Consider the following 17,054-nt stretch of genomic DNA (forward strand, 5'->3'; position numbering starts at 1 on the left):
TGTAATATTATCAATATCCTTTAGGTGGCAAACAAAACGTCCCCTTGCCACCACCCTTGCCACCTTTAATTTCTTAAATCCTTTATGAATTTTTCTATACACTCTATTTCCTTTGAATTTAAATTATATAAATCATAAATAATCCTATTTAAATCATTTTCCAAATTGCTTATTTCTTTATCTTTTTGCTCTAATTTACAATATACTATTTTATTAACCAGACTAACTATTTCATTTATTAATGTTTTATCTTCGCATTTTTTAATTGGAAACTGTTTTAGATGAGAAGGATAAAAATGTAATCCATCGCTAAAAAGTTTAAAAAAATACCATATTAGCAAATTTGAATTTAATATAGCTAAAACATATTCTTCTTGAAAATGTTGAGAATCCTCCGCCCTTTCTTCTATGATTTTTCTATCTATAAATATGTTATCTATATGCTTTATTTTATTATAATTAATTGCTATTATCGCAGAATCAGCTATATAACCTCCTTCATCAATTGCAAATCTATGTGGGTTCTTTCTTGTTGACATCCTAATAGCAACAATTTTTTTATTCTCAAATAGCTCTTTAAATCGAGGTTCCCTATGCATTTCTGGCATGTATTTTAAATACAATCTACAATCTTTCATAATCCATTTATCTATATCTTTCCCTTCAAAATATTTTTTGTATCCATTTATAGGTTCATTTGATAAAAATTCTTTTTTAGTATTTTGGCTAGCCTTACAATGAATTACAGCACCAAGTGTTATATAATAAATTTTTTCCATTAATATTGTATTATTATTAACCTTTTCAATAATAGTAATATCTTCTTCATCAATATCAATAATAAAGTTTAAACTAGTGTTATATGTAAATAATTTTGTATTTATTAATTTAAAATTAACATTATCTATTACTGGTTTCCCTATACCATTTTTATAACTATATCCCAAAAAGTCATACTCATGAATTGGTAGTTTTTTGTAATTATTGATTTCTTTATAAGTTGTCATCTTCTGAACAACTGTTATCTCTGTATCAACAGTTGCAGTACTAAATATTTTAGTATTACCAAAATCTAATATTTTTATAATTCTATTAGCTAAAAATAATCTTCTTATCCCATATCCATATTTTTGTGCAAACCACTTATTAGAAGTTATATATGACAATATTCCTTTATTTTTCAAAAGGCTAAAACCTTTTTCATAAAAAACTACATATAAATCATAATGTCCTGATAACACCATATACTTACCATTGTAATATTCTTTTTCTTCTGTTGTCATAGCCTCATTGTTTACATACGGAGGATTTCCTATAACTATATCAAATCCACCATTATCCTTAAATACCTTAGCAAATTCTAGTTCCCATATGAAATATGGCCTTGTTTTATTCTTTAGGGATTCTTCATATCGTTTAAGTCCTTCTGTATTGCCATCTTTTTGTAACTTATATCTAATGAGATCATCTCTTATATCATCTATTTTCCTTTTTAGTTCTCTTTTATTTTCTTCATTGTCTTCTTCAAAATATCTATCTTGCAATTCAAACATTTCTTTTAGCATTTCATCTGTATGATCAATCAACATACTCATCTGCATAGATTTATCTATTATATAATCTAAACCTTCTTTTTTATCATTTTCTCTAGTTAAAATAGTTTTATCAAATAATTGTATGCCTTCAAACTCATCTATCAAACTATTTCCAACCATTATATTACAATCCAAATTTGGTAATGGATGTGGCTCTGGATTTACTTCATCTATTTCTTGATCTACTACTACTGAAAGCCATAGTCTTAACTTTGCTATATCTACTGCACTAGGTTCAATATCTACTGCAAAAATAGAATTTTTAATTGTTTTCATTTTCATTTTATATGGCGAACGCCTTTTTCTTATAAATTCTTCTCCATATCTTCTACCAAAAAAACCTTCGCTATCTTTTCTTATGATATATTCAGTGATATTGTTCCTAGCTCTAACAATTTCATTTAACATTCCTAAAGGAAACGCTCCAGAGCCTACTGCTGGATCTGCTAATTTTACATCTTCTAAAGCTTTATCTATTTTTACAATGTTATCAAATATTGATTGCTTTATAGTAAATCCTTTACTATACCCAACGTTTTTTCTATTATCAGCATCTCTTATAATTTCCCCATATAAAATGAATTCTTTCATATCATCATATGGGACATTTACCTCATTTACAAGATAATTTATAAGACTTTCTTGACACATATAATGAACGATTTCTCTTGGTGTATAAAATGCTCCTTTAGATTTTCTATCACTAACATCTAATAGATTCTCAAATATCTTACCTAGCATTTCAGGGTCAACAGCTACTTCTTTTTCTAGTGGTTCAGCTTCATTCATAGTGAAGTTGAATCTATCAAAAATATCTAAAATTCCATCTGCATCTCTTCCTTTTTCTTTTTCATTAGAAAAGATATCATTTGGAATTTCAAAGTCAACATCCATCCAATGATAACCTTCTATTGGTTCAAATAGTCCTCCATTTAAAAATGGTATCTTGCAATTAAATCTTTTATAATAGTGATGTTTCCTTTTTTTGTTCAATGCCTCATAGAAGAAAGGCTCCAAATAATCATTGAAAAAATTCTTATTTGTATTTTCTATGCAAAAATTAAAAAGTCCCCTTATAAATGTTCTATCTCCACTTCCCCAAGGCATATCATATTTGGTTCCCACAAAGCAATCTGATAATAGTTCTGCCTCGTGTTCACTTAGATTAAACAATCCTTGAGAGGACATTTTCATATTTCCGTCTATGTTTTTTTTGAAAACTTTCTCCAATATATTTTTATGAACTTCATCCTGATTTGAATAGATTTCCTTAAATTCTTCAGCTGTAAAAGAATGATCCTCAGGCATAATCCTTACACCAAGCCAACCTTTTTTCTGAAGAAAATAAAGAAAAGCTAGTTGTCCCATCAGTTTCTTTGCAAACTGTTCAGCGAATTTATCTACCTCAAAACCTAATTTTCCCGTTTCAGATATGAATGATTCATTTTTTTCTAAATGCTCTTTTAAATCTAAATATTTATCTTTGTAAAGATTAAAGAAATCTTTTGTTACTTTTTCAATACTGAAAGCTTCTTCTATCTGATCAAGGGTAGGATTGTTTTTATCATCTTCAAATATTGTCAATAATTGAGCTTGGGCTGTATGATTAGGTTCATTCTCACCAACTAAATATGAATATCTTCTAGCTGGAGTCAAATCGAGATCTATTCCCTTGTCTGTCAAAGAGTAATCGAGTCTTACAAATGATAATCTCCAGCTTGGTTCATCTTCAGAATAAAACGCAACCATAGCAGCTTCTAATTCGTTTTCATCAAGTACTTTAGATATAAAATTTCTCTGCATACTCCTTGCACGTTCAACACTTTTATCTTTTTTCAATTCTACAGCCATTATTATCATGCCATTATCTTCACTATCAGTATATTTTGCAATTGTATAATATGCTGCAATATGTTCTTCATACTCTCTCCATATACCTGTATGCCTAGTTTCGGGTAACACTTCTGGCTCATTAAAAAATTCTCTTGTGAATTTTTTAAATCTTTCAATATCAAACCTATTCTTAAATGTTTCATCCAAAATTTTTAACTTTACGGCATTCATTTTCTAGTTTTCCCCCTTCTTTAGATATGAAGAAAGAATAACTTTCATTTCTCCTGAAGTATTTACTTTCTTCTTTCCTTTTCTCTCTTCAAAATATTTTTCAGGTACAATATCTAATATTTCATAAAATATTTTAATTGGATCTGTCATACCCTTTGTCTGTTTTATAACCTCTTTTGAAATACTTGCTGGTATATTTCCATCTTCCCAAGCTTTTTTCATTTTTTTAATCATTTCATCTTGATCATCCGTAAAAGTTTTGCATTTTGAAATAGCCTTTAATACTTTTATTATTTTAGCATCATTACCTGTTTTAGTAGCCTTTTCCGTAATAAGTTCCTCTTCTTCCGAAAATACTATTTCAAATGCTAATTTATTCAATTCCAGATGTTCAAAATATGCTTTAGGTACTTTTATTTTCTTTGTTTCAGGAGGAGCCTCTAAATATTTCATGGCCCATAAAAAAGGAATCTCTTCTGAATCCTCTCCATCTGAAATAAAGAACTTTTTAAGCCCTCCTTTTCTCAAAAATGTTACAGTTTTATCTTCCTTGGAGCCATGGTATATCCTTCCACTTTTTGATTTTTGAGGTAATTTCTTTATTTTTTCATAAAATTTCTCATCATTATCTCTTATCTTTCTAATGATATTTAAATATTTAAGCTCTGATAGTTCTTCATTTTCTTCTGCTTCTAAACTTTCCCTACTATTTATTTTGTGGTATAGATTATAAGATGATATCTCTTCATCTTCAGATAGATATTTAAAATCTTCTCCTAATGTGTCATGAAAAGCTTGCATTTTCAACATTATATTTTCTTCTAGAGGTAATTGTGCATTAGTTTGGGCTGTCGGGAAAAAATTAAACACATATATTCGGTCATACTCCGTTCCTACTCTATTTATACGCCCTACCCTTTGCATTATTTTTGTCGGATTCCATGGAAGATCATAATTTATAATTACATTGCTTCTATGAAGATTTATTCCTTCCGCAAGTACATCTGTCGTCACTAAAAATCTAATATTGTCTTTCTTTTCATAAACGTAGTCCGGATTAAAGTTTGCTTCTATTTCTTGCCTTGCAGAACGAGAACTCTGTCCACTATATACCAATACTTGTTCGGGATAATAAAGTTCTAAATATTCTCCCACATATTCTGCCGTTTCTTTTGATTCTGTAAATATAATGATTTTGCTATCTCTTAACTCTTTTCTTTCTTTTAATTCTAATAAAAACTGATCTTTTTTAGGATCATCTGTGATTTCTTCCCACTCGTTTTGAAGCTCTTCTAAAATCCTTAAATCTTGTTTAAGTGAAGGAATTAAATCTTCTTTAAATGCACTTATCGGATAGTGTTGAACAATTTCTTCTTCGACAAGTTCCATTAATTTGTCATCATCTCCACTATCTAGCAAATCATAGACATCAACCTTCTTACTTATATAAACCTCCCCATTTTCGCACATATCAATAAATCTTTTATAGGATTTTTTAAATCTATTAAGTGTCTTTTTAAAAGCTTCAAAACTACTTTCAAGCCTTTTAACTAATATAGACTTCATAAATCCTGACATATTTTTTTGCGATACCATAAGTGAAGCTACTTCTTTTGAAATATTTTTTAAATAAGTAAGTGGTTTATATCTAGCATAGGTTAAATTTTTAATACTTTCTATTGTATTATTAAATACAACTTCTATTTCATTATTAAAGGTATATACAATTTTTTCCGGATCACTTAACTCAGGAAATTTAAGACCTTGATTTTCCAAATCTTCCTTATAATACTCTGCAATCTCATTTCGAGTTCTTCTTATCATTACATTTCTTAAAACTTGATCTCTAATAATTTCAGAGTTAGCTCTCAATGTATCTGTATATTCCTGAGTACCTTTGTCCAATTTTTTTAACTTCCCATCTAATCTATTAAAAAACCCTTCCAAGTTCTTGTTGTTTGGTATGATAGTACTATTGTTTTTTGGCTGGAATAAATAAATTTGATTTGCTATATCGCTGGAATAATTGTTTTGGGGTGTTGCGGTAACTAAAATAACTTTCTTGTTATAACAAATTTGATGTAATTTCTGAAAGCTTTCTGTTTTTTCATTTCTAAATCTATGAGCTTCATCAATAAATACATATTTTGTATTTTTCATTAAATCTTCATCTTCTAGAATACTATCAAGTTTTCCTAAAGACTCTACCCTAGCCGATACCTCAAATTGTTCAAGAGTTCTTTCCCAATACTCTTTAAGTACAGGTGGACAAATAACTAATTTACGTCCTTTTAAATTTCTAGCTAACATAGCACATATAAAAGTTTTTCCTAGCCCCACTACATCAGAAATAAATACTCCACCATATGCATTTAGTATCTTTTTAGCTTGTACAACGGCATCAGTTTGGTATTGCAATCTCATAAATCCGTCTGGGAGCATTTCCTCCCATGTTTCATTCTTATCTTCATTTATTTCTTCCTTAAAATATTCATATAGAGTTTTCAAAAACAGTTCATATGGTGTAATGTCTTCTCTTATCCAAGTTTTTTCATTAATTGTTTCTATATATTCATCTGTAATATCTACTGACATATCCCAAAGTTCTTCAAACTTTTCCAATGCAAACTCTACATCTCTACTGTCTTTCAGTTCGACATTAAATTCCAAATTATTTACAAGCCCAGATTTCGAAAAATTGCTTGAACCTGTAATTACAGAACCATATTGGTCAGGCACCTTATCCATATTTTTTCGCATAATATACACTTTTGCATGTATAGGAGCATCTGGATATATCCGCATTTCTAATTTCCCATTTTGTAGCCATTTTATAAAGGTCTTTACTCCTTGTTCTACTCTATAGCTATCTTCTGAATTTTTCATTTCTTCAACAATATCATCAGTAAACTCCTGCTTAACCTCTTTATGAGACATATCAAATGACATTTGTTCATTTTTAGCACTTTGTATTATTTGTACCGTTTTTTCATCTACATTTAATCCAACAAGTATCCTAATCTTTTCTATATCTTCCATTGCTGGATACATAAGATAAAAACCGCTTGTCCTAAAATATCCTACCAAAATATCAAAAAATTCAGTATTTGATTGCAATACCTTGTTAAATCTATCATATAGATTTCTTTCAGGTTCATTTGTAAAAAAAGTTAAATCATTATGCAAAGCCAACATACTGACCTCCAATCTAAATATATGCTATTAAAAATTAATTTTGTTATATAATACTATGTGATTTTCTTCATGAGTCATAGTTTTCCTCTATATATAATATAAAAAATATTTTGTGATTGTATAATATTATATACTTCTACAAAAACTTGCTTTTCCCTCCTACATATCAATTCAATATATGTAAACTAAAATATATATACTAATACCAAAATTGGTATATCATAAATAAATAATAAAAAGGTGGCAAACAAAACGTCCCCATGCCACCCTACAATACAGAAGTATATTCTAGCATATATTACCATCACATCCCCTCAAATGGTCCTCTTTAACCTTTATTATATCATTAACAATTTTTGTTGTCTTTGTTTTTCTGAATTCATTAAGCCCTTTCATGATTCTAATAGTGTAACTAAAAAATGATCCTACAATACATTAGTATCTTACAGTAAAATCAATGAATTCTTCCATATCAAATTCTGTAGTTAACAGTCTGACATAATTTAAAATATCATTTGCATTTAAATTTGTTTCTAAATACAAGCCTTCTGCCAACTGTTCTTCTTTCCTTATATCATTAGCATTCCTAGAAATTAATTTCCTAAAGTTTTTATTATCTAATAAAGAATAAAATAATTCCCTATCAAAATTTAATAAAAAATCACACATTTCAATTAACATGTCCTTCCATGATGAAATTGGAATTCTATCATTATCTATAATCAATGCTGTAGGCTTATATCCTGTAACATCTACATTATCCATTATTGAATACTCTTCACCTGGAATTAAATTTTCCTGTGTTACATTTACATAATCGTCTACTGGAAGTTCCCAAATTTCATTTGCTCTTTCAAATAAACTATTTGCTCTACCTATAATGCTATTTTTATTCCATTTTTCAAAATTTGTAATATCTCTTGTCAATTTAATGTTTGAATCCGAATAAATATCTTTTTTGTCCTCAAAACTTTTGTTTGATATTTCCGAATTATATTTTGTAATTGTTAAATTTCCAATAGTATCCTTATATAATTTATGGACCTCAACTCCATCCCTTCCTAAATCAATATTCCATTTAGGGGTTAAAGTTTGAGGCATAATATGTTCTACTGTTAATTGATCAAATTCTACAATTTCTTTATGCTGATGTTTTTCAATATTATATAAAGTAAATAACGCTAATTTATTTCCCCTGTTATATATATCTAGCTCAACAAAACTTTTTTTGAATTGAGCATCTCTTGGAAAAATTGAACTCCCAGCCTTGCTCATTAAAAAATCTGTAACAGCTTCAATATGAGATTTTCCCTGCTTTCTTAAATCATCTACACTTTTAGCCATAGAAGCAAAAACTTTATTTAATGCATTAGTAGGAATATTGCAAATAGTTCTCCTATAGAGATATGAATTTATAATACTCATTGTTCCTAGTAGTTCATCCTTAGAAATAATTTTCTTTTCAAAATAATCATCAAATAATTCTAATAAATATGGATATACTACAGTAGATTTCATATATTCTAGTTCCCATAACCATTCATCTATATCATTGGTTCCAGATTCAGAATTAATAAACCAATGATAATATTGGGAATATCTCAATAAGTCCTTTAATATTTCTTCACTAGTATAGTTATTTCTAATATAGTATTTTTTAAATGTTGCATACACTTTATTTTTATTGGGAGTATAGCTTGTTTTCATTGTTAAAAAGTCTCGTACAAATTCGGAAATTCTTGCATTAGGTAAAAGTTTCTCTATATTAAGCCAATATTTTCTATAAAATTCTATTTGCTCCTCATATTCCAACCCCATGAGTATAAAGTTCCTTATAAGATCAGCTTCAGTTAACGATAGACCAGTAGAGTTTAAACTTTCAAAAATTAACTGTGGATTTTCCGCCCTGGAATTTTTATCTAATGATATATATACTATTTGTACTAATGACAATGCATCATAAATCTGTCGCGTTGTATAATCTGAATTAGATATTAAATTCATTAATATCTGATAATTTGTATATATCTTAGAGTTCTCATTACTAAGATTAGATTCAATTAAATCTATATAAGCTTTCATATCTTCCTCTACTGGTTTTAATTTTAATTTATATTTTTCATCTACATATTTATTTATAATATATGTCTCATAAATTTCCTCTTTGAGACTCATTTCTTCATTGTCATTTTCATCTAATGAATCATGTATAGCTTTTAATAATAATACAGTGGTGGTAATCCTCTGCTGTCCATCAATAATTATCCTTTCCATCATTAGCCCTTGCCTCTCATTAGAAACAAAAACAATAGTTCCTAAAAAGTGTCCATTATTAAAATCATCTCTTATTATCCCTTCAATATCTCTAAAAAATTGTTCTACCTGCTCCTTACTCCATTCATAATTTCTTTGATATACTGGAATATTAAATGTACTTTTATTTTCTTTTAGTAACGCTAATAATTTCATTGGACCTGCTTGCATCCTAATCCCCCTCTTTTTTAAAATAATAACTATCATATAAGTGACAATCAAAACATCCCTATGCCGCCATTATTGTATAATATTATATACTTCTACAAAAACTTGCTTTTTCCTTCTACATATCAATTCAATATATGTAAACTAAAATATATATACTAATACCAAAATTGGTATATCATAAATAAATAATAAAAAGGTGGCAAACAAAACGTCCCCTTGCCACTATCATTGCTCAACTATCGTACCCATGCCACCTATTTTGGGATTATTAATGATTCCAATAAATAGAGGCGATCCATCTATTCCTGTTATTGCAAATATAAAAGGTCTGTTTAGTATCATTTCAGCCTTTCCAACTGGCTGTGCTGCCCCACAATAATCTATTTGGGTAAAAGCTGTAGCCTCTACACCTTTCTCATCAATTGATATGGCTGAATTTTGTTTAATACCTGAAATAAATAAAGGTTTAGTATTAGAAAGATTAGTGAAATCTGCTGTTATTTCAAAAGCATTTTCCATTCCTAACATTTTACAAATATCTTTTAGCTCAAGATTTGAAGAAAAATTAAATTTAGGAATTTTAAATATAACTTTTCCCATCTGTTCCTTATCCGTTGATAATGAATTCAGAGCTTCATCCAACAATTCTGGGTCTGACATTATGTCATATGGAGATACTCCTTCATCAGGTAAAACAAATATCATTCTCCCACCATTCTTTAAAGCAAGATGAGAAACAGTATATCCGTCAGCACCTACAAAGCTATGGCTACCATAAGTCATATTCATAAAATCAGATTTAACTGTGCTTCCATCTGCAAGATAAAATTCATCTTCATTTGTATTTTCCACGTTAAAACTATCTACCCATTCATCATAAAAATATATATTATTTATCAATATCATTACATCATCTGAATTAAAGGAAAATTTATCAAGGTCCTTTCCAAGTTTTCCACCTGTTTGTTCTGAAACCCATTTACTAATTCTTTTAGGGCTTTCTTTATCATTAAAATCAAGACTAAAAGAACTAGCATAATATTCTTTTGCCAATAAATCCAGCAAATCACCATTAAACTCAACACCATTATTTAGCCATAACGAATTTCCAATGCTTAGTTTCCCTATTTCATTATGATAATAAAGTCTTCTAAACAATTTCCCCGTTTCGCTTCTTACCATTTCAATATTATCCATATTCAATGCTTCTAAAATCTCTTTTTGAGTATCTTCATTAGCTGTTTCAGAAACCATAGATAAAGCCATATATAAACTTATTGGAGAATAAAGACTGTTTATATCTTTATCTGTTTCCCTTAGTACTAATGAAGAGGATTTAATTGAAAAATCCTTAAGGTTTTTTAAAAATTTTTCATCTATATCTTCTCTTCTATTTATCTTTTCATCTAAATCATCAAATTTAATTTTTGTTGGATATGCTGGTTCTGCTATGGCATAGGTATTCACCCTATTGCTCTTAATAAAGAAACTAGATATAACCATTATTATAGCTGCCATTATTGCAACAAATTTAAAAACACTTTTGGGCCTTTTTTTATTTACATGAGACTTAATCATATCTTCCCTCCCCCACTTATTCAAAAATATTTTATACTTATATTATATATATTATTTATAGGTGGCAAACAAAACGTCCCCTTGCCACCCCCTTGCCACCTATCTCCCCATTACTTCTTTCATCAACATCTCATAACTATCCACAGCTTCGTATTTCACAGTGCCATTGCTTATTTTTTTGAAATGTTCTTTTGCACAATGAATTTTTGCCCTTTCTACACCTCTAACGTCAAATTCAAGAGATTCTAATTTTCCTTTAGTTTCTGCTATGAAATATATATGTCTTACTTTTCCTTCATCAAATACTATGGCCCAGTCTGGATTGTAGTTACCCACAGGAGTTGGTATGAAAAATCCCCTTGGTAATTTAGCATATACAACTACTTCTTTACTAGTATCCAATGCTTCAGCAAATTTTCTTTCTGTATAGGAGTCATATCTTACATAATCATAAATATGTTTTTTAACCTCTATAGTATCTTTGCCTAAAGTTCCCTTTAATGTATTGTCTGTGAATATATTAGCATCAAATCTTTCATCTATTAGATTATAGGTAATATGTTCTATAATCATACTAGCTTTTTGCTCATTTATAATCTTTGCTACTTTTAAAATAAATTCTTCTGGATTCTTTCTAAACAAATAAAATGTATTTGGTTTTATTCCCTTTAAGATATATACTATGGCCTTTCTAGTCAATTTGGTTTCATCTACTAATTTTCCAACTAAATCATACCTTAAAGTAGCAGTAATCTTAGAATAATCCTTATTCGTTTCTGTTTCCTTTACTTTAAAGGCCTCTCCCTTTTCTAATTCTTCTTTAGAGGATATAGATTCCATCTCTCCTGTTTTTACATGGTAAGTCAAATCTGATACTTTTAAATCCTTGTCTAATGCAACAATACAATTTCTAATCAATTCATCTGTATCGAAATCTACATAATAAGCTGTTTTCACATTTATCTTTTCCCATAATTCTTTAAATTCTTTTTTCTCAAAATTTTCATTTACCTCTAAATTTTTTATATTTTCATCCCTTGCGTTTTCTACTAATGGAGTAGTACCTTCTACATAAATTTTCCCTACTAATTGAATTACCCCTTCTTTGAAATTTTGAAATTCTTCTGGCACCTTTAATTTTCCTTCTTCTAAATCCTTATAATATTTTTCTGACAAGTTGTCATCATCATCTACATATCTATTTCTAATAAAAGAACGATGTAGAGTATTGGCTAAGGTTTCATCTATATATAATTCTTCTCCCCTAGCATTTTTAACTACATTGTTTAAGAAAAATTCTACATTAGCCTTTTGTGGTCTATCTGATAATGTTTCAGCAATTTGTGATTGTAGTTCTTTTGCAAAAGTTTCATAGGACTCACTGGCTATGACTGTTAATACATTTATATCATGAACATCTACCCCTGGAGTTTCTCCATCTATTCTTTCTCCATTTTGATTTACGCAAAGCCTTAAACCTCTTCCCACTTCTTGCCTTTTTCTCATAGTAGAGTCACTATGTTTTAATGTACATATTTGAAATACATTGGGATTGTCCCAACCTTCCCTTAAGGCAGAGTGGGAAAATATAAATCTAGTAGGCTCTTCAAAACTCAACAATCTCTCTTTGTCTTTCATTATTAAATCATAGGCAGACTCATCATCAGATATTTTTTCTTTGCCCTTAGTCTTTGGATCAACTAATCTACCTTCTTTATCTATAGAAAAATATCCATTATGAGTTTCTTTTACATCTATGCTTTTTAAATACCTTACATAAGAATCATCAAATAAAGTTATATATTCATTTAAAATGTTCATATATTCTTCTTCAAATATCTCTCCATATATTCCATTGACTTGATTGCCTTCCTCATCATATTGTCTATATTTTGCTACTTCATCTATGAAAAATAGAGACAATACCTTTATGCCTTTATCATATAATTCCCTTTCTCTTTCAAAATGGGATTTGATTGCTTCACGAATTTGTATTCTTCTAAAATTTATCTCGCTCACATCACCTTGAACATCTCCTACATATAGAGTAACTCCATTAATAAAAGATATGGTATTTTTGTAACCATTTATTTCAGCTACTTTATACCCTTTATATTGTTCCATAAAATTAGAATACGTATATAAGTCATATCCTTCATCTACATTTCTAATCGTTCTTTTTATTCCTGATTTCTCTTTTATTTCAAATTCTATTCTTGCCGTAGGTTTATTTTTATTGCTTAAATTTATTCCTTCAAAATAAATATACTCATTGGTGCCAGTAGTACCTTTTACTGAAATTCCTTTTACTTTGATCTTCTTTACTAGCTTTTTATTGTAAGCATCTAGTGCATCTAACCTATAAATTTTATTGTAGTCTTCTTTGTGAGTAGCAGAATACCTTAGAGTAAATAATGGATTAAATGCTTTCAATGCTTCTTTAGTCTTTTTACCTTCTACGGATTGAGGTTCGTCTATTATGAGTATAGGACTAGTCTGAGCTATTACATCTATAGGGCGTCTTGATGCAAAATCATCTAATTCCATATATATTCTTCTGGCATCTTTTCCTCTTGCATTAAAAGCTTGAGAATTTATAATCATTACATTGATACCTGAGTTTGAAGCAAATTGATCTATTTTATGAAGTTGAGTAGAATTGTATATAAAATATCTGATTTTAGTACCATACAAATCCATAAAATGTTCTTCTGTCATCTGGAAAGATTTGTATACACCTTCTCTAATAGCAATAGAAGGAACTACTATGATATATTTGCTCCAGCCATAGGCATAGTTCTTATATATGTATATGTCTTTCCTGTTCCCGTCTCCATTTCAATGGTTAAGTTATATTTTCCTTCTAATTTATCTGATGGTTTTAAACCATTTCGCAATTGAACTTTTTTGATGCTTTTACAAGTATAGTTATATTTTCAATATCACTTTTTTGGTCAAATGATATTGATTTGTTTTTAAAACCTTCTTCATAAAGAAAAAATGTTTGCCCTTTTAAATCAGCCTTAGTCCTACCTCTATCTAACGTAAATTTAGAAGTTTCATTTATCTGTCCCTTAAAGCAATCTACTACAGCTTGGACTGCTTCTAATTGAAATTTCTGTTCTTTAAATTTAATTTTCATCTAATCACCTCTTACAAAACCCTAATATCTGTATTAGGAGAAATCCCTTTAAATATTTCTTCTAAATTTATCTTCTCAGGGCAAGATTTAAAAGAGTTATCTCTAAACACTACTTTTAAAGGTTCGTTCTTTGCTATTTCTTTAATTAATCCTTCGTCTACATCCTCATCAAAACAAGCTACTAGAGAATTTCCTGCTACAAAATAAACTTCTTTCCCTCTAATTTCCCTAGTTTCCATAGGTAAAGATAATTCTAAACCAGTTTCTAACATTACCTGAGTAAGTAAATCCAATCCAGTTCTATCCTCTTTTATATTTGATTCTAATTGTTCTATTAAGTCTTGATCTAATTCATCTGGCCTATAATATACATCTTTCATATTTGTAGAATCTACTTTATAAACTCTAAATCCATAATCTATATCTGCACCAGTTTCTTCTTTAATCTTCTTTCCTGCTCTGCGGATACGTTCTTTTCCTATTTCACATATGTTTTTATATCCTGATTTATAGGCTTCTGATTTTTCGTCACATGGTTCTGGGAGTTGAACCATGATATATTTTCTATTTCCTCCATCTTCGGCATTTAGGTCCATGACTGCGTGAGCGGTGGTAGCAGAACCTGAAAAAAAGTCGAGAGTTAACATATCCTTGTCAAAAAATCCCAAAGTGTAAATGATATATTTTATTAATGATATCGGCTTTGGATAATCCAAAATTTTTTCTTGCTTAAAAATATCTTTCAATTCACTATATGCGTCTTCATTAGTCCCAATTTTTAACTTATGATCTAAAATTGTTGTTGGCCTTTTAATTTTTTCTTCTTGATTTGATCTAAATACATTAAAACCAAACTTAGATGATAATGATATCTTTGTGCCAATTTTTAATTCATAATTTAGTTTTTCTTGTGTCCATACAAAAGGTCCTTTAACAATAATATCATTAGTAATAATCCCATCTTTTACCGCAAAATCATTCAAAAACTCTATTGCTGAACTTCCCTTCCCGTAAAATCCTTTTTGATAAATTCCATCAGCTAAAGTTGTTAAAATAACATTTTCATCAATAGATAAATTCTTATGAGCATTTGTTCGTTTAGCAAGTGGTTGCCACTTATCTGAATATGCCTCCTCCCCAAATAATTCTACATCATCATAATTTTTACCATAAACTAGAATGTATTCTGTCATACTTCTTATCGTCTTTGATAGGTGGCTACCTTTCTTTTTCTTTACCCATGTCATAATAGTTACAAAATTTCTCTCCCCAAATATCTCATCACAAATCTTCCTCAAATTATGTACTTCATGGTCATCTATGGATATAAATATTACTCCATCTTCACTAAGTAAATTTCTTGCCAACTTTAATCTTGGATACATCATACTTAGCCAGTCACTGTGATATCTTCCATTGTATTCAGTGTTTTGGAATAGTCTATTGCCTTCTTCATCTACTTGTCCTGATTCTTCTGCATATTCATCTCTATCTTGAGCAAAATTGTCTCTATAAATAAAATCATTTCCAGTATTGTATGGTGGATCTATATATATGCATTTTATTTTGCCTAAATAGGATTCTTGAAGTAGTTTTAATACTTCTAGATTATCTCCTTCTATATATAGGTTCTCTGTATCCTCCCAGTTTAGACTATCTTCTTTTACTGGTCTTAAAGTTTTATCTATAGGAGTATTAGCTGTAACTATAGCTTCTTTTTTCCCAGGCCAAGTTAGTTGATACCTTTCTTTGCTTCCTTCCACTATTTCATTTGATAATTCTTGTTGTAATAGTTCAAAATCTATAGCTTTAGTTATATTCCCATTTTCATCTTTTGTTTCTGTGATTACATTGGGAAAAAGTTCTTCTATTTTTTCTATGTTTTCCTTTGTCAAATCTTTGGATTTCATTTTTAGCTTGTCCATTATCTTTCCTCCTTAAAGCATTTATTCAATAAATCCAATAAAAATATCAATAACCTCATCTAATATATCTTGAGGGGATTTTTCTAGAAATGAACTTTCTCTTGCTATAATATCTCCTTGTTCTGGTATATAGCCCACCTATTACACCTCTTTCCCAACAGAATAACCTGTATCCCATTCCTGGGGTTGATAGTCTCCCCCATATTCTGCTATTCTTTCTTTTAAGCTTATATGATTTTTTGCTTTTCCATCTTCAACTTTTAATTTCACCGTATCATTTTCATTTAGATTAACCATTTCAAGTATTGCCTTAGGAAGCCTAATTCCTTGGCTATTTCCCCATTTTTGTATTGTTGTATACATAATATCACCTCTAATTCCAGTATATACTGTTCCAATTATAAAATACATTAATTCATTGAAATTTCTTCCAATTCTTTTTTCTTTTTTTGAAGTTTTATATTCATATCTACTTTTTTATTAAATTGCTTTTCTCTCTTGATTTTGCTTTCTAGTTTTACAATTTCTCTCTCTAGCCTTTTTCGCTTTTCATCTAATTCTATTAGTTTTTCTATATCATCTTCTGATGTGTTTTCTATGGAGATTAATTGTCTTATAATATTGTCATATACATCTTCTAAACTTAACCCTTTAAGTATATCTATATCTAGTTCTTGTTCCTTCATCCATTCTGATTGATAATAGGATTGAACTACCATTTTATTTTCATCTATCTTATTTCTTTCTTTATAGGCTATGGCTAATTTTATATTATCCTCATATTTTAAAATATAAAGTATTGGGTAAGGTATTACTCTATCTATATTTTCAAGTATTTGTTCAGAAATATATTTTTCTTTTAAAACTATCTCAAATACTTGGATTTCCTCTACTTTCTTTGTAGACTCCAAATTTATAGTTTCTTCAGATAATTTGTACTTCCAATTTACAGTATCTATTTCATCTATAAATTTTCTTTCTAGTTTTTTATCTACTTCTATTTGTTCATAAAACTTCACTTTAGGTATCCGCCTATTTAGTAAGGCCCTATCTGGTATATTAAGCATAATT

10 protein-coding genes are annotated in these 17,054 nt (G+C 29.0%); all 10 read right to left on the minus strand.

Going from position 1 to position 17,054, the window contains the following annotated elements:
• Positions 1-65: 65 nt before the first annotated feature.
• The 10 genes from ACFWUA_RS01100 to ACFWUA_RS01145 all read right to left on the minus strand — a co-directional run bounded on the left by ACFWUA_RS01100 (position 66) and on the right by ACFWUA_RS01145 (position 17,050).
• Positions 66-3,659, minus strand: coding sequence for an Eco57I restriction-modification methylase domain-containing protein (locus tag ACFWUA_RS01100; RefSeq protein WP_416198337.1), 3,594 nt, complete (start codon positions 3,657-3,659; stop codon positions 66-68).
• A 3-nt stretch (positions 3,660-3,662) separates the two neighbouring features.
• A complete protein-coding gene (locus ACFWUA_RS01105; RefSeq protein WP_416198338.1) occupies positions 3,663-6,854 on the minus strand; it encodes a helicase-related protein in 3,192 nt (1,063 codons plus the stop codon).
• Between the two features lie 435 nt (positions 6,855-7,289).
• On the minus strand, positions 7,290-9,338 hold the full coding sequence (locus ACFWUA_RS01110) for a DUF262 domain-containing protein (RefSeq protein WP_416198339.1): 2,049 nt from the start codon (positions 9,336-9,338) through the stop codon (positions 7,290-7,292).
• 225 nt (positions 9,339-9,563) lie between these two features.
• Positions 9,564-10,916, minus strand: a complete 1,353-nt coding sequence (locus tag ACFWUA_RS01115; RefSeq protein WP_416198340.1) for a serpin family protein — start codon at positions 10,914-10,916, stop codon at positions 9,564-9,566.
• A gap of 99 nt (positions 10,917-11,015) precedes the next feature.
• A complete protein-coding gene (locus ACFWUA_RS01120; protein ID WP_416198341.1) occupies positions 11,016-13,616 on the minus strand; it encodes a restriction endonuclease subunit R in 2,601 nt (866 codons plus the stop codon).
• 65 nt (positions 13,617-13,681) lie between these two features.
• Complete coding sequence (locus ACFWUA_RS01125) at positions 13,682-13,813, minus strand: hypothetical protein (RefSeq protein WP_416198342.1); 132 nt, start codon at positions 13,811-13,813, stop codon at positions 13,682-13,684.
• Positions 13,798-14,058, minus strand: coding sequence for a hypothetical protein (locus ACFWUA_RS01130; RefSeq protein WP_416198343.1), 261 nt, complete (start codon positions 14,056-14,058; stop codon positions 13,798-13,800). Before ACFWUA_RS01130 ends, ACFWUA_RS01125 begins: the two co-directional genes overlap by 16 nt.
• A gap of 11 nt (positions 14,059-14,069) precedes the next feature.
• Complete coding sequence (locus ACFWUA_RS01135) at positions 14,070-15,983, minus strand: site-specific DNA-methyltransferase (RefSeq protein ID WP_416198344.1); 1,914 nt, start codon at positions 15,981-15,983, stop codon at positions 14,070-14,072.
• 141 nt (positions 15,984-16,124) lie between these two features.
• On the minus strand, positions 16,125-16,346 hold the full coding sequence (locus ACFWUA_RS01140; RefSeq protein ID WP_416198345.1) for an AbrB/MazE/SpoVT family DNA-binding domain-containing protein: 222 nt from the start codon (positions 16,344-16,346) through the stop codon (positions 16,125-16,127).
• 47 nt (positions 16,347-16,393) lie between these two features.
• On the minus strand, positions 16,394-17,050 hold the full coding sequence (locus ACFWUA_RS01145) for a DUF4391 domain-containing protein (protein ID WP_416198346.1): 657 nt from the start codon (positions 17,048-17,050) through the stop codon (positions 16,394-16,396).
• Between the last annotated feature and the right edge of the window lie 4 nt (positions 17,051-17,054).

Origin of the sequence: Sporanaerobacter sp., assembly GCF_047830725.1 — a bacterium.
GTDB lineage: Bacteria > Bacillota > Clostridia > Tissierellales > Sporanaerobacteraceae > Sporanaerobacter.